At 43.3% G+C, this 21,313-nt stretch carries 10 protein-coding genes, 4 tRNA genes and 5 rRNA genes; 13 read left to right on the top strand and 6 right to left on the bottom strand.

Annotated features, from left to right (window positions below):
• Position 1 precedes the first annotated feature (1 nt).
• A complete protein-coding gene (locus P0Y49_18135) occupies positions 2-1,549 on the top strand; it encodes a methylmalonyl-CoA mutase family protein (protein WEK18700.1) in 1,548 nt (515 codons plus the stop codon).
• Positions 1,550-1,744: 195 nt separating this feature from the next.
• Complete coding sequence (gene dnaA / locus P0Y49_18130) at positions 1,745-3,175, top strand: chromosomal replication initiator protein DnaA (GenBank protein ID WEK18699.1); 1,431 nt, start codon at positions 1,745-1,747, stop codon at positions 3,173-3,175.
• A 69-nt stretch (positions 3,176-3,244) separates the two neighbouring features.
• On the opposite strand, the gene P0Y49_18125 is transcribed toward dnaA, so the two are convergent.
• From P0Y49_18125 to P0Y49_18110, 4 genes are all read right to left on the bottom strand, one after another.
• Positions 3,245-3,793, bottom strand: coding sequence for an NUDIX hydrolase (locus P0Y49_18125; GenBank protein WEK18698.1), 549 nt, complete (start codon positions 3,791-3,793; stop codon positions 3,245-3,247).
• 12 nt (positions 3,794-3,805) lie between these two features.
• Positions 3,806-4,582 carry a TPM domain-containing protein gene (locus P0Y49_18120; GenBank protein WEK18697.1) on the bottom strand — a complete coding sequence of 259 codons (777 nt, stop codon included), beginning with the start codon at positions 4,580-4,582 and terminating at the stop codon, positions 3,806-3,808.
• 3 nt (positions 4,583-4,585) lie between these two features.
• Positions 4,586-5,029 (bottom strand): TPM domain-containing protein, encoded by a 444-nt coding sequence (locus tag P0Y49_18115; GenBank protein WEK18696.1) that lies wholly within the window; start codon positions 5,027-5,029, stop codon positions 4,586-4,588.
• Between the two features lie 83 nt (positions 5,030-5,112).
• Positions 5,113-5,694, bottom strand: coding sequence for a LemA family protein (locus P0Y49_18110; GenBank protein ID WEK18695.1), 582 nt, complete (start codon positions 5,692-5,694; stop codon positions 5,113-5,115).
• A gap of 132 nt (positions 5,695-5,826) precedes the next feature.
• On the opposite strand from P0Y49_18110, the gene P0Y49_18105 reads away from it, so the two are divergent.
• The 7 genes from P0Y49_18105 (at position 5,827) to rrf (ending at position 14,255) form a co-directional block, all read left to right on the top strand.
• Positions 5,827-7,368, top strand: a complete 1,542-nt coding sequence (locus tag P0Y49_18105) for an NAD(P)/FAD-dependent oxidoreductase (GenBank protein WEK18694.1) — start codon at positions 5,827-5,829, stop codon at positions 7,366-7,368.
• 96 nt (positions 7,369-7,464) lie between these two features.
• On the top strand, positions 7,465-7,824 hold the full coding sequence (locus P0Y49_18100; GenBank protein ID WEK18693.1) for a CoA-binding protein: 360 nt from the start codon (positions 7,465-7,467) through the stop codon (positions 7,822-7,824).
• Between the two features lie 1,238 nt (positions 7,825-9,062).
• Positions 9,063-10,584 (top strand): 16S ribosomal RNA (locus P0Y49_18095).
• Between the two features lie 118 nt (positions 10,585-10,702).
• A tRNA-Ile gene (locus P0Y49_18090) sits at positions 10,703-10,777 on the top strand.
• A 19-nt stretch (positions 10,778-10,796) separates the two neighbouring features.
• Positions 10,797-10,873, top strand: a tRNA-Ala gene (locus P0Y49_18085).
• Between the two features lie 287 nt (positions 10,874-11,160).
• Positions 11,161-14,039, top strand: a 23S ribosomal RNA gene (locus P0Y49_18080).
• A 104-nt stretch (positions 14,040-14,143) separates the two neighbouring features.
• Positions 14,144-14,255 (top strand): 5S ribosomal RNA (gene rrf, locus P0Y49_18075).
• The 16S, 23S and 5S rRNA genes sit together here with 2 tRNA genes alongside, the layout of an rRNA operon.
• A 54-nt stretch (positions 14,256-14,309) precedes the next feature.
• Here the strand turns inward: rrf and P0Y49_18070 are convergent.
• Together P0Y49_18070 and nudK are read right to left on the bottom strand one after the other, a co-directional pair.
• On the bottom strand, positions 14,310-14,582 hold the full coding sequence (locus P0Y49_18070; protein ID WEK18692.1) for a hypothetical protein: 273 nt from the start codon (positions 14,580-14,582) through the stop codon (positions 14,310-14,312).
• A gap of 222 nt (positions 14,583-14,804) precedes the next feature.
• Positions 14,805-15,380 carry a GDP-mannose pyrophosphatase NudK gene (nudK, locus tag P0Y49_18065; GenBank protein WEK18691.1) on the bottom strand — a complete coding sequence of 192 codons (576 nt, stop codon included), beginning with the start codon at positions 15,378-15,380 and terminating at the stop codon, positions 14,805-14,807.
• A gap of 889 nt (positions 15,381-16,269) precedes the next feature.
• Between nudK and P0Y49_18060 the strand changes: the two genes are divergently transcribed.
• The 4 genes from P0Y49_18060 to P0Y49_18045 all read left to right on the top strand — a co-directional run bounded on the left by P0Y49_18060 (position 16,270) and on the right by P0Y49_18045 (position 21,253).
• Positions 16,270-17,791: ribosomal RNA gene (locus P0Y49_18060) — 16S ribosomal RNA — on the top strand.
• Positions 17,792-17,972: 181 nt separating this feature from the next.
• Positions 17,973-18,047: transfer RNA gene (locus P0Y49_18055), tRNA-Ile, on the top strand.
• A gap of 18 nt (positions 18,048-18,065) precedes the next feature.
• Positions 18,066-18,142 (top strand) — tRNA-Ala (locus P0Y49_18050).
• Between the two features lie 232 nt (positions 18,143-18,374).
• Positions 18,375-21,253, top strand: a 23S ribosomal RNA gene (locus P0Y49_18045).
• The last annotated feature ends 60 nt before the right edge of the window (positions 21,254-21,313 follow it).

The raw sequence follows: 21,313 nt of genomic DNA, 5'->3' as shown, positions 1-21,313 counted from the left end.
TATGAGCAATAAAAAATTTACTACCACATCCGGTATAGAAATAAAAGAAGTCTACACCAAAACAAGTGCTCCGCTTGAGGCGCCAGGTGAGTTCCCATATACAAGAGGTATCCAAAAAGATATGTATCGTGGCCGGCTATGGACTATGCGGCAATATGCCGGCTTCTCCACTGCTGAAGAATCAAATAAACGCTATCACTACTTGCTAAAGCAGGGAACTATGGGGCTTTCGGTAGCCTTCGATCTGCCTACCCAAATTGGTTACGATTCGGATCATGAAATGGCAGAAGGAGAGGTTGGGAAAGTTGGTGTAGCTATTGACTCATTAAAGGATATTGAAATATTGTTTGATGGGATCGAACTTCAGAAGATTACTACTTCAATGACAATTAATGCTACTGCCTCCATTTTACTAGCGATGTATATTGCATTGGCTAAAAAACAAGGTGCTGATATCAAACAAATTTCCGGTACAATACAAAATGATATTTTAAAGGAATATGCAGCAAGGGGTACATATATCTATCCGCCTAAACCTTCAATGCGGATTATTACCGATATTTTTGAATATTGCAGTAAAGAGGTGCCTAAGTGGAACACGATTTCTATTTCAGGTTATCATATACGAGAGGCCGGATCCACAGCTGTACAGGAGCTAGCCTTTACCCTGGCAAATGGAAAAGCTTATTTAAATGCGGCCCTTGAAAAGGGCTTGGATATCAATGTTTTTGCCAAGCGTTTATCCTTCTTCTTTAACTGCCATAATAATTTCTTTGAGGAGATCGCAAAGTTCCGTGCAGCAAGAAGAATGTGGGCGAAAATTACAAAAGAACTTGGCGCTACAGACGAAAAGGCACAGATGCTCCGGTTCCATACGCAAACGGGTGGGTCGACATTAACCGCACAACAACCGCTTAATAATGTGATAAGAGTTACCAATCAGGCAATGGCAGCGGTGTTGGGTGGGACTCAATCTCTGCATACCAATGGCTATGATGAGGCACTTTCTTTACCTACAGAAGCAGCTGCAAAAATTGCTTTACGAACACAACAGGTTATTGCCTTCGAAAGTGGGGTGACGGACACGGTTGATCCTTTGGCCGGTTCTTATTTTGTGGAAGCACTTACTGATGAAATTGAAGCTGCCGCTCATTTATACATTGATAAGATTGATGCTATGGGCGGATCAGTTAATGCAATCGAAAATGGTTACATTCAAAATGAAATTGCTGACGCTGCTTATCAATACCAAGTAGAAGTTGAACAGGGCAGCAGGATCATTGTCGGAGTAAATAAATTTATCCAGGAAAAGGAAAGTATAAATGATGTATTTACGATTGATGAATCCATCAGGACGATCCAAACAGAAAAGTTAAATAAACTTAAAGCTGCACGGGATAATAAAGCGGTAGAAAAAGCACTGAAAGACCTGGCAAATGCAGCTAAAAGCACCGATAATCTAATGCCATTTATTCTGGCGGCGGTTGAGGCTTATGCCACACTTGGAGAAGTTGCAGATGTAATGCGTAATGTTTTCGGAGAATACTGATTCTCATGTTAATAAATAGTTATCCACATAAAAAATTGAGGTTAACTATGATATGATATTGCTTTATAAGTACTTACCAAATAAATGAAAATTAAGTTTTTTTTGTTGATAATTTTTTGAATATTCGATCTCACGAACGAGCTCACCTGATATGCTCTTATCGTCAGTATAAACCAAGAAACTATAAGTATGACAATGGAAAAAACTTGTACCCAAGTATGGAAGGACTGTCTCCAAATCATAAAAGATAATATTCCGACCCAAAGTTTTAAAACCTGGTTCGAACCAATATCTGCACTGAAGTTGGATGGTAAAGTTTTGACGATACAAGTGCCAAGTTTATTCTTTTACGAATGGTTAGAAGAACACTATGTTGGTCTGCTTAGAAAAACTGTTAAAAAGCAGTTGGGTGAAGAAGGCAGACTGGAGTATAATATCGTTGTAGATAAGTCTTCCAATAGCGGATCTCCTTACACGACCAACATGCCGAGTAATGGAAATGGTGCTGAAGCTAAAAAGCAATCTATGCCTATTCCTGTCTCGATAAATAAAGACATTAAAAATCCTTTCATTATACCTGGCTTAAAAAAACTGAATGTAGATCCTCAGCTGAATTCCAATTATACTTTTGAAAATTATATAGAAGGAGATTGTAATCGTCTGGCGCGCTCTGCAGGGTATGCAGTAGCCGCAAAACCAGGAGGTACATCATTTAATCCTTTGATGATTTATGGAGGTGTAGGCTTGGGTAAAACGCATCTTGCTCAGGCTATAGGTAATGAGATTAAGCATAATATGCCCGATAAGCTGGTGATTTATGTTTCCTGCGAGAAGTTTTGCCAGCAGTTTGTTGACTCATTAAAGAATAACACCATCAACGATTTTGTTAATTTTTACCAGGCAATGGATGTGATCATTATGGATGATGTGCACAACTTTGCAGGTAAAGAGAAAACACAGGATATATTTTTCCATATTTTCAATCACTTACATCAATCTGGCAAGCAGGTCATTCTATCTTCTGATAAAGCGCCAAAGGATTTGGCAGGTTTAGAAGAGCGATTATTGAGTAGGTTTAAATGGGGGCTTTCTGCAGATTTGCAGGTGCCAGATCTGGAGACCAGAATTGCTATTCTTCGCAAGAAGATGTATGCCGATGGAATTGAGCTACCGGCAGAAGTAGTAGAATATGTTGCTCATAATATAGATAACAATGTTCGTGAGCTCGAAGGAGCTATGGTATCCTTACTGGCACAATCAACGTTAAACAAAAAAGACATAGACCTTGCATTGGCCAAGCAGATGTTAAAGAATTTTATCAAAAATACTTCAAAAGAGATTTCTATGGAGTATATACAGAAGTTGGTATGTGAATATTTTGAGGTACCTGTGGATATGGTTAAATCTCAAACACGTAAGCGGGAAATTGTACAGGCACGTCAGATTTCAATGTACCTATCCAAAAGCCATACCAAGTCATCCCTAAAAACAATTGGTGCTTTTTTTGGTGGAAGGGACCACTCGACAGTAATCTATGCCTGCCAAACGGTAGAAGATCTTATAGATACTGATAAAAAATTTAAAGGTTACGTGCATGATATCCAGAAGAAATTAAAAATGAGCTAGTCCTGCTCATTATACCAAAAAAGGCTTGTAAGCAAAACTTACAAGCCTTTTTTGGTATAAAATGGTTGTTTAATTTTCTTCCAGTTTCATCAATCCATAAAATAGAGCCGCACAATGTAGGGCCTGATCTATTTTATTGGTAGCAAGTAGCTGTTTGATCTCTGCAATGGTATATTCTTCTACATTTAGGATCTCATGTTCATCTAAATGTTGCTCATGAGTTTTTGTACCGCCCTTTAATAGGTAAGTGTAAGTTACATTATTTGCAGTAGCCGGATTAGGATGAAGCGTTGCAATCAGTTCTGCGCTTTTAAAAGAATAGCCGGTCTCTTCGAGTAACTCTCTTCTAATGGCATATTCAGGTAACTCATCACCATCAATCACTCCACCTGGTATTTCCAGCGAAATAATATCAGCCGCGTGACGGTACTGACGTACCATGATTAGTTTGTTGTCTTCAGTAAGCGCAATTGCATTTACCCAGTTCGGATATTCCAGTACATAATAATCGTCCTTTATACTTCCGTCTTGCAATTTGCAGGTATCCACCCTAAGTGTTGCCCATTTTTCTTTCACCAGGTATTTTGATGAAAGCTTTTTCCATTTCAATATCTCCATTTAAAGTCTAAATTACCAGCTTCCGCTGCTGCCTCCGCCACCAAAACTACCACCGCCGAAGCCACCAAAACCTCCGCCGCCACCGCTGCTTCCTCCGCCCCAGCCGCCACCACCGCCGGAACCTCTTCCGCCGCCTAGCAACATGCTCCAGAAAAGGGCATCAGCAACACCACGTCCACCGATAACCTGGCCTCCGCCACCGCTTCCACCGCCTCTTCTCAACATGACGATGACTATTACGACAATAATAATGACGATAAGAATTCCGGATCCACCACGACCTTCTTTCGCAGCTTTAGGTTTGTCATTCTTATATTCGCCCTTCGTATAAGCAATAATGGCATTTGTTCCTGCATCCAGCCCCTTGTAATAATCGCCTTCTTTAAAATAAGGTTTGATGTCGTTGTCGATGATCCGCCTGGTGTACATATCCGGCAATACACCTTCAACACCATATCCGGTTTGTATAGCAATCTTTCTGTCGCCCAGTGCCACAACAATCATTACACCATTGTCTTTACCTTTGGTACCGACACCCCATTTTCTACCCAGTTGAAACGCATAATCATTGATGTCGTATTCACCAACAGATTTTAGTACAGCAATAGCAACCTGTATAGATGTCGAATCATCAAAAGTAACTAGTTTTCGTTCTAGTTGCTGTATTTGGTCTGCCGAAAGTGTTCCTGTATAATCATTAACCAGCGTGTTGGGTTTTGCAGGGAAATCCTGAGCAAAACCTGTTGCAGAAAGAATGATCAGTAATAAGGCTACGAGTGATTTTTTCATCGCCTAATGTTTTTTGTATTGATCCATAAAAATAATATCATTTGGCAGTTCGTTGATGTCATCTCCCTCAAAAGGGAAGTATAAAGCCAATTTCTCTCCTGCCAGCATAATGCCGGCTATAATTCCCTGTACAATATTGCCGCCTGAAAAATGAGCTTTCATTGCTGTTTGCGTAGTCTCCCAAAAATCAGGAGGTACAACCTTGTGAATGCCGCTATCACCAATTACTGCAAATTTATGGTCTTCATAAGCAAGATAGATCAACACCCCATTATGTTTAGCTGTTTTATCCATGCCTAGCTTTGAAAAATAGCTGGTAGCTTTTTCAAAAGCACTGCCGCTGCAATGTTTATCTACGGCTATTCTTATTTCGCCAGAAGTAGCTTTTTCAGCCTCTGAAATTGCATTTGCAATAAGCTCCTGGTCTTGTTCTGTAAATATGCCCATGATAGGATTACTTGATATGAATAAGGGTAATGCATGTTTTGATAATTAAACAGGCATTACCCCTTAAAAGTTGATACTTTATATTAGAATTCTACTTTTGGTGCTTTTTCAGCTCCAGCTTCAGCTTTGAAACCGGCTTTCTCTTTAAAGCCGAACATGCCTGCGGTAAGATTAGTAGGGAAAGATCTTATTTTTGTGTTATATGTCTGTACCGATTCATTAAAATCTTTACGCGCAACAGCGATTCTGTTCTCTGTGCCAGCCAACTCGGCAGAAACATCTTTAAATTGTTCTGTAGCCTTTAATTGAGGATAATTTTCTGTAACCATTAATAAGCGGCTTAAAGCCTGACTAACCTGGCCTTGTGCAGCCTGGAATTTCTCGATATTTTCTGGTGTTAATTTGTTTGGGTCAATAGTAACTTGAGTAGCTTTTGCTCTGGCCTCAGTTACCTGAGTTAAGGTTGACTGCTCAAATTTTGCGGCACCTTTAACGGTGTTCACCAAATTAGGGATTAAATCCGAACGGCGTTGATACTGGGTTTCCACTTGATTCCATTTTGCTTTTACATCTTCATCAAGTTTAACCATACTATTGTAACCGCATCCACTCATGGTTACAACCAAGGCTAAGAGGCCTACTATTGTCAATACTGTTCTTTTCATTTTCTTTCGTTTTTTTTTGATTTTAGTTGTTGCAAGCCTAAAAAGGCTTCTCGTTAATAAGCGTTAATTTACACATTAGAACTCAATTTCCGTACCTTTGTTACAGTTCGGGATAAAAACCTGACAACAATTATGCAAAAAGACATTGAAATCACCATGGCTCCAGAGGAAATGGAGTCGGAAACTATACTTAAAAATAAACTCTCAACTACCTTAAAAATAGATGTAATACGCATTAAAGGATACAAGATCCTGAAGCGTTCTATTGATGCCCGATCAAGAAAAGTAATTTATCGGTTACAGGTAAGCGTATTTATCGACGAGATGCCATTGGCAGATGTTTTTACGATAAACTATCAAAATGTCAGTAATGCTAAACCTGTAATTATTGTAGGAGCAGGGCCCGCTGGATTGTTTGCTGCGCTGCAGTGTATAGAAAATGGCCTTAAACCTATTGTTTTAGAGCGTGGTAAGGATGTAAAACAACGAAGAAGAGATCTTGCCGCGATTAACAAAGAAGGGATAGTAAACACCGAATCTAACTATTGCTACGGTGAAGGGGGGGCAGGAACCTATTCCGATGGGAAGCTTTATACGAGATCCAATAAGCGTGGTGACATCAATAAAGTATTACAAACTTTTGTGCAGCATGGTGCAACAGACGATATTTTAATTGATGCCCGACCACATATCGGTACCAATAAGCTACCTCAGATTATAACCGCAATCAGGGAAACCATATTGAATGCAGGTGGCGAAGTACGTTTTGATCAGAAAGTGACCGATATTCAGGTCGATTTTGGAAAAGTTAAAGGTGTAGTGATTAATGGCGATCATAGCTTGTCGGCGGATGCAGTCATTTTAGCTACCGGTCATTCGGCACGCGATATTTACGAATTGTTGCATGATAAAGGTATTCTTATAGAAGCAAAACCTTTTGCTTTAGGGGTAAGAATTGAGCATCCACAAGCTATTGTTGATGCAGCCCAATACCATTGTGATGTTCGAAGTGAATTTTTGCCACCTGCTTATTACAGTTTGGTAGAGCAGGTCGGTAGCAGAGGGGTATTTTCTTTTTGCATGTGCCCGGGGGGGATTATAGCGCCTTGTGCTACCTATGAAAATGAAATCGTAGTAAATGGATGGTCACCCTCTAAAAGGAATAACCCATATGCAAATTCTGGAACTGTGGTCCAAATCACATTGGAAGATGTAAAAGGTAATGACCCTTTAAGAATGATGCATTTTCAAGCGGAAATAGAACGGAGGGCTTTTCAATTGGGTGGCGGTAATCTGGTTGCCCCTGCGCAACGGATGGTCGACTTTGTCGAGGGGAGAGTTTCTAACGATTTGCCTAAAAATTCTTATCTGCCCGGAACAAAGAGTGTAACACTTAAAGATACGCTTCCTGATTTTGTGGCTTCGAGCTTAAAAAGTGCATTGCCAGTTTTTGGGAGAAAGATGAAAGGGTATTATACCAATGAAGCTATTCTTGTAGGTGTAGAAAGTCGAAGCTCATCCCCGGTACGCATTCCGAGGGATAGGGAAACGTTTCAACATCCGCAGGTTTCAGGGTTATTTCCTTGTGCAGAAGGGGCTGGCTATGCCGGTGGGATTGTTTCTGCCGCTATTGACGGGGTAAACTGCGCCAATGCGGTTTTAAAGGTGATCTAACTCAAACAGATTTTAATGGCCATTGTTATAAAGAAGGAGTAGAGTTGTATTGTCTTAAAATAGTAGATGTAATTGTGAAACCATAAAACCAAAATAGTGAAGAAGACTTTAATTATAGGTGCAAGCCCAAATCCTGAACGCTATGCTTATCGTGCAGCCCATATGCTTACTGCTAAAGGTCATGATATTGTTAATGTAGGAATAAAGAAAGGGGAGGTTGCTGGTGTTGAAATTGAAAAGCCGGGCGTCATCCATCATGATATTGATACTGTAACCTTATATATAGGTCCGCATTTACAAGATCAGTACTACGATTACATATTACAAACGAAGCCTAAAAGGGTTGTTTTTAATCCTGGAACGGAAAATGTTGAATTGGAAAGCTTGTTAGTGGCTAATGAGATTGAGCCTGTAGAGGCTTGTACGTTGGTATTACTGTCTACTGGGCAGTATTGATCTTTTGTTTTAATAGCGTTATTTAGCGTAATTATAGAATTTAATTATAGATAGCCCTTATGATAGTAATATTGTAAGGGCTTTTTTTGTGGGGTAAGAAATTCGGAGGCTTAGTGCAATTATTAAGTTATCCCTATAACTAGGGACAAGACATAGAATCTATACAAGGATAAGACAACGTTCTACATAATACTACTTGACTAGATGAGTGTCAATATGCGCTTAGTGTAAATCCGCAGTGAGTCCGCCATGAGTCCGCGGTGAGTCCGCCTTTTTACTGGAAAAAGGCGGACTCACCGCGCTCTAATTGCATAAGGAAGGCGGAGTTACTGTGAGCTTAGGTTGGGCTCTTTACCTATGGTTGATTATGGTAGGGTTTAATACTACAAGGTCGATCAGTCGCATCTTACAGGTACTTTAGGCCTACCTTGTAGGTGTTGACACCTATAATGTACCTATGAGGTACCTAGAAGGTGCCTAGGATGTACCTATTAGTCTTAAGCCATACAAATCATGTCACCAGGCATAGCTATATAGCTATACCGGCAATAACTCATGCTCCCCGAGCCCATATACTACTGTGTATATCTGCTCGTGTTGTCATTCTACGTCCTTGATGTTGCCTTAAAAAACGCTATGTAGTTTTTCTGGTTGTGTTGTAGGTAGTTAGAGAATAAAGCGTGATAATATTTGCTATAGGTTTGTAAAACGGCATAATTTTCCTACTTTTGCAACCCGCTTCGGAGGAATGGAAACAGTGAGAAGGATAAAGAAGAAGGTTGATTTGAGGAGCTGAAAGTAGAGATTGGTATTTCTTTAACGTTGTTTAAAAGCAATGAAAAAATAAAAGAAAAAAAGTTTTAATAAAAAGCTTGACAATACTAAAAAGATTTCTACCTTTGCAATCCCAAACAGAACGGGAGTTTTCAAACGGAGTTTGATAACGAAATAAAAAAGATTGAAACGTTGAAGATTTGAAACTGAAACCAGGAACATTAAGACCAGGACGAAACAGAGAATAGGAAACGAAGAAATATAAAGAAGACCCGCGAGGCGATTCGAGAAGTTCATTAAAGAGATGTCATTTATAAAGCGTAGCGAGGTAAGATAGTACGATTTCAAAGTACATGAAACCGAAGCTATTTTTTCAAGTCAGAATCTAACTAGACAATATATAATTAGAATAAGACTATTGTTAATACAAGTTAAGAATGGTCAGTGTTCAAACAAAACATTTTACAATGGAGAGTTTGATCCTGGCTCAGGATGAACGCTAGCGGCAGGCCTAATACATGCAAGTCGAACGAGATTAAGGAGCTTGCTCCTTATGAAAGTGGCGCACGGGTGCGTAACGCGTATGCAACCTACCTTAATCAGGGGGATAGCCCGAAGAAATTCGGATTAACACCGCATAAAATCACAGCACAGCATTGTGTAATGATCAAATATTTATAGGATTAAGATGGGCATGCGTGTCATTAGCTAGTTGGCGGGGTAACGGCCCACCAAGGCGACGATGACTAGGGGATCTGAGAGGATGGCCCCCCACACTGGTACTGAGACACGGACCAGACTCCTACGGGAGGCAGCAGTAAGGAATATTGGTCAATGGAGGGAACTCTGAACCAGCCATGCCGCGTGCAGGAAGACAGCCCTCTGGGTCGTAAACTGCTTTTATTCGGGAATAAACCTTATTACGTGTAATAAGCTGAATGTACCGAAGGAATAAGGATCGGCTAACTCCGTGCCAGCAGCCGCGGTAATACGGAGGATCCAAGCGTTATCCGGATTTATTGGGTTTAAAGGGTGCGTAGGCGGCTTATTAAGTCAGGGGTGAAAGACGGTGGCTCAACCATCGCAGTGCCCTTGATACTGATGAGCTTGAATACACTAGAGGTAGGCGGAATGTGACAAGTAGCGGTGAAATGCATAGATATGTCACAGAACACCGATTGCGAAGGCAGCTTACTATGGTGTGATTGACGCTGAGGCACGAAAGCGTGGGGATCAAACAGGATTAGATACCCTGGTAGTCCACGCCCTAAACGATGAATACTCGCTGTTAGCGATATACAGTTAGCGGCTAAGCGAAAGCGTTAAGTATTCCACCTGGGGAGTACGCCCGCAAGGGTGAAACTCAAAGGAATTGACGGGGGCCCGCACAAGCGGAGGAGCATGTGGTTTAATTCGATGATACGCGAGGAACCTTACCCGGGCTTGAAAGTTAGTGAATCATTTAGAGATAGATGAGTGAGCAATCACACGAAACTAGGTGCTGCATGGCTGTCGTCAGCTCGTGCCGTGAGGTGTTGGGTTAAGTCCCGCAACGAGCGCAACCCCTATGTTTAGTTGCCAGCACGTTAAGGTGGGGACTCTAAACAGACTGCCTGTGCAAACAGAGAGGAAGGAGGGGACGACGTCAAGTCATCATGGCCCTTACGTCCGGGGCTACACACGTGCTACAATGGATGGTACAGAGGGCAGCAAGCTGGTAACAGCAAGCGAATCTCAAAAAGCCATTCACAGTTCGGATAGAGGTCTGCAACTCGACCTCTTGAAGTTGGATTCGCTAGTAATCGCGTATCAGCAATGACGCGGTGAATACGTTCCCGGGCCTTGTACACACCGCCCGTCAAGCCATGGAAGTTGGGGGTACCTAAAGTATGTAACCGCAAGGAGCGTCCTAGGGTAAAACCGATAACTGGGGCTAAGTCGTAACAAGGTAGCCGTACCGGAAGGTGCGGCTGGAATACCTCCTTTCTGGAGTAGTTTTGACTACTCGCTACGCTGAATGATATAAATGACGATAAGATCTCAAAAAAGAAAAACCCATAGGATGAAGCATCGTTTAGTGCTCCATACTGCAGTATAGACATCTAGTCCCGTAGCTCAGTTTGGTTAGAGCACTACACTGATAATGTAGGGGTCAGCAGTTCAAATCTGCTCGGGACTACATAAGATTGAATCTTAATGGGGGATTAGCTCAGCTGGCTAGAGCGCCTGCCTTGCACGCAGGAGGTCAACGGTTCGACTCCGTTATTCTCCACCATCACCGGTGCCTAATACAAAAGGCACGTAAATAGGAAACCAACCCAAAAGGAAAGTGACCCGGGATAGAAAAGTTCTTTGACATATTGGAAGAAGTTAAAAAAGAAGAGCAAACAACAATAGAGACGTTGTTTGATTGGAACAGATTATTAATTGGATAAAAGATGAAAGATCCAGGAATAAAGACTTCGGTTTTTATCCTTCATTCTTGCTCTTTGATCCTTGATCTGAAGAAGGTCAAATGACAATCAAAAAAGCATTTCCATATGCGCAAAAGGGTATGGAGAGAAGAAAGTAATTAAGAGCACACAGGGGATGCCTTGGCTCTCAGAGGCGATGAAAGACGTGATAAGCTGCGATAAGCTTCGGGGATTAGCAAATATGAATTGATCCGGAGATTTCTGAATGGGGAAACCTGGCTAGTTGAAGACTAGTCGTATATAATACGCAAACCTGCCGAACTGAAACATCTAAGTAAGCAGAGGAAGAGAAAATAATAATGATTTCCTGAGTAGTGGCGAGCGAAAGGGAAAGAGCCCAAACCAGTAATGTTACGGCATGACTGGGGTTGTAGGACTACGATATGATTATAATGCAATGAAGTGGAACAGGATGGGAAGCCTGGCAATATAGAGTGAAAGCCTCGTACACGTAAGTACCATTAGTCTAGTAGTATCCTGAGTACCGCGAGGTCGGAGACGCCTTGTGGGAATCAGCCGGCACCATCCGGTAAGGCTAAATACTCCTGAGAGACCGATAGTGAACCAGTACCGTGAGGGAAAGGTGAAAAGAACCCCGAACAGGGGAGTGAAATAGAACCTGAAACTGTGTGCTTACAAGCGGTCGGAGCGTCCAGGTGGCGTGACGGCGTGCCTTTTGCATAATGAGCCTACGAGTTACTCTTCTCTGGCAAGGTTAAGTGTTTCAGACACGGATCCGAAGCGAAAGCGAGTCTGAATAGGGCGTATAGTCAGGGGAGGTAGACGCGAAACCTTGTGATCTACCCATGGACAGGTTGAAGGTGCGGTAACACGTACTGGAGGACCGAACCGATAAACGTTGAAAAGTTTCCGGATGATCTGTGGGTAGGGGTGAAAGGCTAATCAAACTGGGAAATAGCTCGTACTCCCCGAAATGTTTTTAGGAACAGCGTCGTGGTAGAGTTAAATAGAGGTAGAGCTACTGATTGGGTGCGGGGGAGTCAAATCCTACCAAATCCAGACAAACTCCGAATGCTATTTAATATACACGGCAGTGAGGCGCGGGGTGCTAAGGTCACGCGCCGAGAGGGAAAGAACCCAGACCATCAGCTAAGGTCCCCAAGTTACAGTTAAGTTGAACTAACGAGGTCCGATTGCATAGACAGCTAGGATGTTGGCTTGGAAGCAGCCATTCATTTAAAGAGTGCGTAACAGCTCACTAGTCGAGCGATCGGGCATGGATAATAAACGGGCATAAAATTGTACACCGAAGCTATGGGTAATATTAATATTACGGTAGGGGAGCATTCCAGCGGCAGCGAAGGTATGACGTAAGTTTTGCTGGAGCTTCTGGAAAAGCAAATGTAGGCATAAGTAACGATAAGGCAGGCGAGAAACCTGCCCGCCGAAAGGATAAGGTTTCCTGATCAACGCTAATCGGATCAGGGTTAGTCGGGGCCTAAGGAGAACCCGAAGGGGATATTCGATGGACAACGGATTAATATTTCCGTACTTTTTATAACTGCGATGTGGGGACGGAGTAGTGACACTGCCGCGATCTGACGGAATAGATCGTTGAAGGCTGTAGGTAATGGACTGGTAGGCAAATCCGCCGGTCTAGCTGAAGGCTGATAGTACCGCAAACCTTCGGGGGCGTGGATAGTGCAGGTAATCAGACTTCCAAGAAAAACCGCTAAGCTTCAGGTTATAAAAACCCGTACCGCAAACCGACACAGGTATCCGGGAAGAGAATTCTAAGGCGCTCGAGTGAATCATGGCTAAGGAACTCGGCAAAATGGCCCTGTAACTTCGGGAGAAGGGGCGCTGGTAGCAATATCAGCCGCAGTGAAAAGGCCCAGGCGACTGTTTAACAAAAACACATGGCTTTGCAAAATCGAAAGATGAAGTATAAGGCCTGACACCTGCCCGGTGCTGGAAGGTTAAGAGGGGATGTCATCAGCAATGAGAAGCATTGAATCGAAGCCCCAGTAAACGGCGGCCGTAACTATAACGGTCCTAAGGTAGCGAAATTCCTTGTCGGGTAAGTTCCGACCTGCACGAATGGTGTAACGATCTGGGCGCTGTCTCAGCCATGAGCTCGGTGAAATTGTGGTCCCGGTGAAGACGCCGGGTACCCGCAACGGGACGGAAAGACCCCATGCACCTTCACTACAATTTAACATTGACATTGGATACAGGATGTGTAGGATAGGTGGGAGACTATGAAGCGGCATCGCCAGGTGTTGTGGAGTCAACGTTGAAATACCACCCTTTCTGTATTCGGTGTCTAACTTGGCTCAGCTAAGGACATTGTTTGATGGGTAGTTTGACTGGGGTGGTCGCCTCCAAAAAGGTAACGGAGGCTTTCAAAGGTAAGCTCAATACGCTTGGTAACCGTATGAGGAGTGCAATAGCATAAGCTTGCTTGACTGTGAGGCAAACAAGCCGAGCAGGGTCGAAAGACGGATATAGTGATCCGGTGGTTCTGCATGGAAGGGCCATCGCTCAAAGGATAAAAGGTACGCTGGGGATAACAGGCTGATCTCCCCCAAGAGCTCATATCGACGGGGAGGTTTGGCACCTCGATGTCGGCTCGTCACATCCTGGGGCTGGAGAAGGTCCCAAGGGTTCGGCTGTTCGCCGATTAAAGTGGCACGCGAGCTGGGTTCAGAACGTCGCGAGACAGTTCGGTCCCTATCTGTTGTGGGCGTAGGAATTTTGAGTGGGGCTGACCTTAGTACGAGAGGACCGGGTTGGACTAGCCTCTAGTGAATCTGTTGTTCCGCCAGGGGCATTGCAGAGTAGCTACGCTGGGAATAGATAAGCGCTGAAAGCATCTAAGTGCGAAACTAGCCACGAGATGAGAATTCCATATAGGACCGTAGCAGACTACTACGTTGATAGGTTACAGATGTAAAGGTTGTGAGATCAAAGTCGAGTAATACTAATCATCCGAAGCTTTCAAGAGCAGAACACTGTTGTTTGTTCTTCAAAACTTAACTTCTTTCAATAATATGTCATTTGTTTAGTGAAAATAATCGAAAGATATATAACTAGATATTTAAAAATATTTAGGTGCCTATATCGGTGGTGTCCACCTCTTCCCATTCCGAACAGAGAAGTTAAGCCCACCAGAGCCGATGGTACTGCGGTAACACGTGGGAGAGTAGGTCGGTGCCAAATCTTAAAAGAAAGCCTTCAGGAAACTGAAAGGCTTTTCTTGTTTATAAGGTTTTGTTAATTCATATATAGGTAATCGTCAGGGCGTGTTCCATTTTCATACCTTACCAATTTCCCTTCTTTAAAAAAGAAAAATTTATAACCAGTACCTACATACATGGTTCGGTAAATTGTCCTCCCACCTTCATTTGCTGAAACAAAATCTGGTTTGTTTTTTTCTTTGAATTCAGTTTCTGACATGCCCATTGTAAATTTGGCTTCATGGCCATACATTGCTCTGCAGCTTAGCAATGTTATTGCCAAGCCTGCTAATAAAATTAACTTTTTCATTTGTGTATTTATTTGTGTGTATTGAAATTACTCAATAATTATGCCTTTAAACACATGAAAAATGATTAAAATATTTTAGCTGACGAAACTTTTTTGTTACCATAAATATAGATTTCAAAAAGGCGCGGCCTTTAAAGAAATAAGCACATAAAAAGCCACTACTATTGAGTGGCTTAAATTTTTATTTCATTTTAGACCTTGACAATAGCGGTTCTGTTAATGCTATACCAGGTTATTGATAGAGGCATATTGTAATAACATGATCGTTTTTCCGTCTTTGATTTCTCCCATTCTGATCATGTCAATCGCTTTTTCAAAAGGAAGTTCCAAAACTTCTATGTGCTCATTTTCCTCTTTTAGACCACCGCCTTCATTAACCTTCATTTCATTTGAATACTCGGCTACAAAGAAGTAGACTAGTTCAGTTACTGAACCTGGAGACATATAGGCTTCAAATATTTTTTCCACTGTACTTATTCTAAATCCTGTTTCTTCTTCAGTTTCCTTTTTGATACAATCCTCTGGATTGTCTTTGTCGAGTAAACCAGCGCAGCATTCAATTAGGTAACCGGTTTCATTGCCATTAACAAAAGTAGGCATCCTGAATTGTCGAGTGAGCACAATAGTTTTTTGTATTTTGTTATAAAGCAATATCGTCGCACCATTTCCCCTGTCGTATGCTTCTCGTTCCTGTATTGATTTTACACCATCAGTTCCTGTTATTTCAAAGCTTATTTTTCTTAAGGTGTACCAGTTGTCTGAAAGAATTTCTGTATTTGTTATGTTTACGCTATTCATATTAAATTGTCTGTAATTTTAAGCCAAAGTAAGGTGTTGACTGAATTTTTTGATGGAGTAAGAAAGTATGATATTTGTATAATAAAACTATGGATGTGGAAACAAAAGATCAGTTGAATTATAAACGTATTGCAAAGGCCATAGATTATATCAAGGAGAATTTTTAATGCAGCCTCGTCTGGATCAGATTGCAGAGCAGGTTCATTTAATTCATTTCATTTTCAAAGGCTTTTTAGCTGCGATGAATAGGGTAGGAAGAGCTTAAGATAAGAGATTTGAATGATGATATTTTATTTTTTTTTGACTGAAAAATAGTAAGTTATGATTTAATAGGAGATATAAGTGCATTTAAGTTTGTGGGGGCGTATAATTTTCCTACTTTTGCATCCCGCTTCGGAGGAAGGGAAACAGTGAGAAGGATAAAGAAGAAGGTTGATTTGAGGAGCTGAAAGTAGAGATTGGTATTTCTTTTAGAGCGTTTAAAAGCCTCGGAAAATAAAAGAAAAAAACTTTAACAAAAAGTTTGACAATGCTAAAAAGATTTCTACCTTTGCAATCCCAAACAGAACGGGAGTTACCAAACGGAGTTTGATAGCGAAATAAAAAAGATTGAAACGTTGAGGATTCGAAACTGAAACCAGGAACATTAAGACCAGGACCAAACAGAGAATAGGAAACGAAGAAATATAAAGATGACCCGCGAGGCGAATCGAGAAGTTCATTAAAGAGATGTCATTTATAAAGCGTAGCGAGGTAAGATAGTACGATTTCAAAGTACATGAGACCGAAGCTATTTTTTCAAGTCAGAATCTAACTAGACAATATATAATTAGAATAAGACTATTATTAATACAAGTTAAGAATGGTCAGTGTTCAAACAAAACATTTTACAATGGAGAGTTTGATCCTGGCTCAGGATGAACGCTAGCGGCAGGCCTAATACATGCAAGTCGAACGAGATTAAGGAGCTTGCTCCTTATGAAAGTGGCGCACGGGTGCGTAACGCGTATGCAACCTACCTTAATCAGGGGGATAGCCCGAAGAAATTCGGATTAACACCGCATAAAATCACAGCACAGCATTGTGTAATGATCAAATATTTATAGGATTAAGATGGGCATGCGTGTCATTAGCTAGTTGGCGGGGTAACGGCCCACCAAGGCGACGATGACTAGGGGATCTGAGAGGATGGCCCCCCACACTGGTACTGAGACACGGACCAGACTCCTACGGGAGGCAGCAGTAAGGAATATTGGTCAATGGAGGGAACTCTGAACCAGCCATGCCGCGTGCAGGAAGACAGCCCTCTGGGTCGTAAACTGCTTTTATTCGGGAATAAACCTTATTACGTGTAATAAGCTGAATGTACCGAAGGAATAAGGATCGGCTAACTCCGTGCCAGCAGCCGCGGTAATACGGAGGATCCAAGCGTTATCCGGATTTATTGGGTTTAAAGGGTGCGTAGGCGGCTTATTAAGTCAGGGGTGAAAGACGGTGGCTCAACCATCGCAGTGCCCTTGATACTGATGAGCTTGAATACACTAGAGGTAGGCGGAATGTGACAAGTAGCGGTGAAATGCATAGATATGTCACAGAACACCGATTGCGAAGGCAGCTTACTATGGTGTGATTGACGCTGAGGCACGAAAGCGTGGGGATCAAACAGGATTAGATACCCTGGTAGTCCACGCCCTAAACGATGAATACTCGCTGTTAGCGATATACAGTTAGCGGCTAAGCGAAAGCGTTAAGTATTCCACCTGGGGAGTACGCCCGCAAGGGTGAAACTCAAAGGAATTGACGGGGGCCCGCACAAGCGGAGGAGCATGTGGTTTAATTCGATGATACGCGAGGAACCTTACCCGGGCTTGAAAGTTAGTGAATCATTTAGAGATAGATGAGTGAGCAATCACACGAAACTAGGTGCTGCATGGCTGTCGTCAGCTCGTGCCGTGAGGTGTTGGGTTAAGTCCCGCAACGAGCGCAACCCCTATGTTTAGTTGCCAGCACGTTAAGGTGGGGACTCTAAACAGACTGCCTGTGCAAACAGAGAGGAAGGAGGGGACGACGTCAAGTCATCATGGCCCTTACGTCCGGGGCTACACACGTGCTACAATGGATGGTACAGAGGGCAGCAAGCTGGCAACAGCAAGCGAATCTCAAAAAGCCATTCACAGTTCGGATAGAGGTCTGCAACTCGACCTCTTGAAGTTGGATTCGCTAGTAATCGCGTATCAGCAATGACGCGGTGAATACGTTCCCGGGCCTTGTACACACCGCCCGTCAAGCCATGGAAGTTGGGGGTACCTAAAGTATGTAACCGCAAGGAGCGTCCTAGGGTAAAACCGATAACTGGGGCTAAGTCGTAACAAGGTAGCCGTACCGGAAGGTGCGGCTGGAATACCTCCTTTCTGGAGTAGTTTTGACTACTCGCTATGCTAAATGATATAAATGACGATAAGATCTCAAAAAAGAAAAACCCATAGGATGAAGCATCGTTTAGTGCTCCATACTGAAGAAAGGGGACATGAGTAGGCAAGAAGATTTGTGAAATGAGAAATCAGTACTCATAAACCTTACTTACGAATATCTAGTCCCGTAGCTCAGTTTGGTTAGAGCACTACACTGATAATGTAGGGGTCAGCAGTTCAAATCTGCTCGGGACTACATTAAGATTAATCTTAAGGGGGATTAGCTCAGCTGGCTAGAGCGCCTGCCTTGCACGCAGGAGGTCAACGGTTCGACTCCGTTATTCTCCACCATCACCGGTGCCTAATACAAAAGGCACATAAATAGGAAACCAACCCAAAAGGAAAGTGACCCGGGATAGAAAAGTTCTTTGACATATTGGAAGAAGTTAAAAAAGAAGAGCAAACAACAATAGAGACGTTGTTTGATTGGAAGAATACTGAGCGCAAGCAATTGCATTCAGTAAACTGAAGGTTTAACAACAATCAAAAAAGCATTTCCATATGCGCAAAAGGGTATGGAGAGAAGAAAGTAATTAAGAGCACACAGGGGATGCCTTGGCTCTCAGAGGCGATGAAAGACGTGATAAGCTGCGATAAGCTTCGGGGATTAGCAAATATGAATTGATCCGGAGATTTCTGAATGGGGAAACCTAGCTAGTTGAAGACTAGTTGTACAATGTACGCAAACCTGCCGAACTGAAACATCTAAGTAAGCAGAGGAAGAGAAAATAATAATGATTTCCTGAGTAGTGGCGAGCGAAAGGGAAAGAGCCCAAACCAGTAATGTTACGGCATGACTGGGGTTGTAGGACTACGATATGATTATAATGCAATGAAGTGGAACAGGATGGGAAGCCTGGCAATATAGAGTGATAGCCTCGTACACGTAAGTACCATTAGTCTAGTAGCATCCTGAGTACCGCGAGGTCGGAGACGCCTTGTGGGAATCAGCCGGCACCATCCGGTAAGGCTAAATACTCCTGAGAGACCGATAGTGAACCAGTACCGTGAGGGAAAGGTGAAAAGAACCCCGAACAGGGGAGTGAAATAGAACCTGAAACTGTGTGCTTACAAGCGGTCGGAGCGTCCAGGTGGCGTGACGGCGTGCCTTTTGCATAATGAGCCTACGAGTTACTCTTCTCTGGCAAGGTTAAGTGTTTCAGACACGGATCCGAAGCGAAAGCGAGTCTGAATAGGGCGTATAGTCAGGGGAGGTAGACGCGAAACCTTGTGATCTACCCATGGACAGGTTGAAGGTGCGGTAACACGTACTGGAGGACCGAACCGATAAACGTTGAAAAGTTTCCGGATGATCTGTGGGTAGGGGTGAAAGGCTAATCAAACTGGGAAATAGCTCGTACTCCCCGAAATGTTTTTAGGAACAGCGTCGTGGTGAAGTTAAATAGAGGTAGAGCTACTGATTGGGTGCGGGGGAGTCAAATCCTACCAAATCCAGACAAACTCCGAATGCTATTTAATATACACGGCAGTGAGGCGCGGGGTGCTAAGGTCACGCGCCGAGAGGGAAAGAACCCAGACCATCAGCTAAGGTCCCCAAGTTACAGTTAAGTTGAACTAACGAGGTCCGATTGCATAGACAGCTAGGATGTTGGCTTGGAAGCAGCCATTCATTTAAAGAGTGCGTAACAGCTCACTAGTCGAGCGATCGGGCATGGATAATAAACGGGCATAAAATTGTACACCGAAGCTATGGGTAATATTAATATTACGGTAGGGGAGCATTCCAGCGGCAGCGAAGGTATGACGTAAGTTGTGTTGGAGCTTCTGGAAAAGCAAATGTAGGCATAAGTAACGATAAGGCAGGCGAGAAACCTGCCCGCCGAAAGGATAAGGTTTCCTGATCAACGCTAATCGGATCAGGGTTAGTCGGGGCCTAAGGAGAACCCGAAGGGGATATTCGATGGACAACGGATTAATATTTCCGTACTTTTTATAACTGCGATGTGGGGACGGAGTAGTGACACTGCCGCGATCTGACGGAATAGATCGTTGAAGGCTGTAGGTAATGGACTGGTAGGCAAATCCGCCGGTCTAGCTGAAGGCTGATAGTACCGCAAACCTTCGGGGGCGTGGATAGTGCAGGTAATCAGACTTCCAAGAAAAACCGCTAAGCTTCAGGTTATAAAAACCCGTACCGCAAACCGACACAGGTATCCGGGAAGAGAATTCTAAGGCGCTCGAGTGAATCATGGCTAAGGAACTCGGCAAAATGGCCCTGTAACTTCGGGAGAAGGGGCGCTGGTAGCAATATCAGCCGCAGTGAAAAGGCCCAGGCGACTGTTTAACAAAAACACATGGCTTTGCAAAATCGAAAGATGAAGTATAAGGCCTGACACCTGCCCGGTGCTGGAAGGTTAAGAGGGGATGTCATCAGCAATGAGAAGCATTGAATCGAAGCCCCAGTAAACGGCGGCCGTAACTATAACGGTCCTAAGGTAGCGAAATTCCTTGTCGGGTAAGTTCCGACCTGCACGAATGGTGTAACGATCTGGGCGCTGTCTCAGCCATGAGCTCGGTGAAATTGTGGTCCCGGTGAAGACGCCGGGTACCCGCAACGGGACGGAAAGACCCCATGCACCTTCACTACAATTTAACATTGACATTGGATACAGGATGTGTAGGATAGGTGGGAGACTATGAAGCGGCATCGCTAGGTGTTGTGGAGTCAACGTTGAAATACCACCCTTTCTGTATTCGGTGTCTAACTTGGCTCAGCTAAGGACATTGTTTGATGGGTAGTTTGACTGGGGTGGTCGCCTCCAAAAAGGTAACGGAGGCTTTCAAAGGTAAGCTCAATACGCTTGGTAACCGTATGAGGAGTGCAATAGCATAAGCTTGCTTGACTGTGAGGCAAACAAGCCGAGCAGGGTCGAAAGACGGATATAGTGATCCGGTGGTTCTGCATGGAAGGGCCATCGCTCAAAGGATAAAAGGTACGCTGGGGATAACAGGCTGATCTCCCCCAAGAGCTCATATCGACGGGGAGGTTTGGCACCTCGATGTCGGCTCGTCACATCCTGGGGCTGGAGAAGGTCCCAAGGGTTCGGCTGTTCGCCGATTAAAGTGGCACGCGAGCTGGGTTCAGAACGTCGCGAGACAGTTCGGTCCCTATCTGTTGTGGGCGTAGGAATTTTGAGTGGGGCTGACCTTAGTACGAGAGGACCGGGTTGGACTAGCCTCTAGTGAATCTGTTGTTCCGCCAGGGGCATTGCAGAGTAGCTACGCTGGGAATAGATAAGCGCTGAAAGCATCTAAGTGCGAAACTAGCCACGAGATGAGAATTCCATATAGGACCGTAGCAGACTACTACGTTGATAGGTTACAGATGTAAAGGTTGTGAGATCAAAGTCGAGTAATACTAATCATCCGAAGCTTTCAAGAGCAGAACACTGTTGTTTGTTCTTCAAAACTTAACTTCTTTCAATAATATGTCATTTGTTT

Source organism: Candidatus Pedobacter colombiensis, from assembly GCA_029202485.1.
GTDB lineage: Bacteria > Bacteroidota > Bacteroidia > Sphingobacteriales > Sphingobacteriaceae > Pedobacter > Pedobacter colombiensis.
This window is presented reverse-complemented; position numbering and strand designations above follow the sequence as displayed.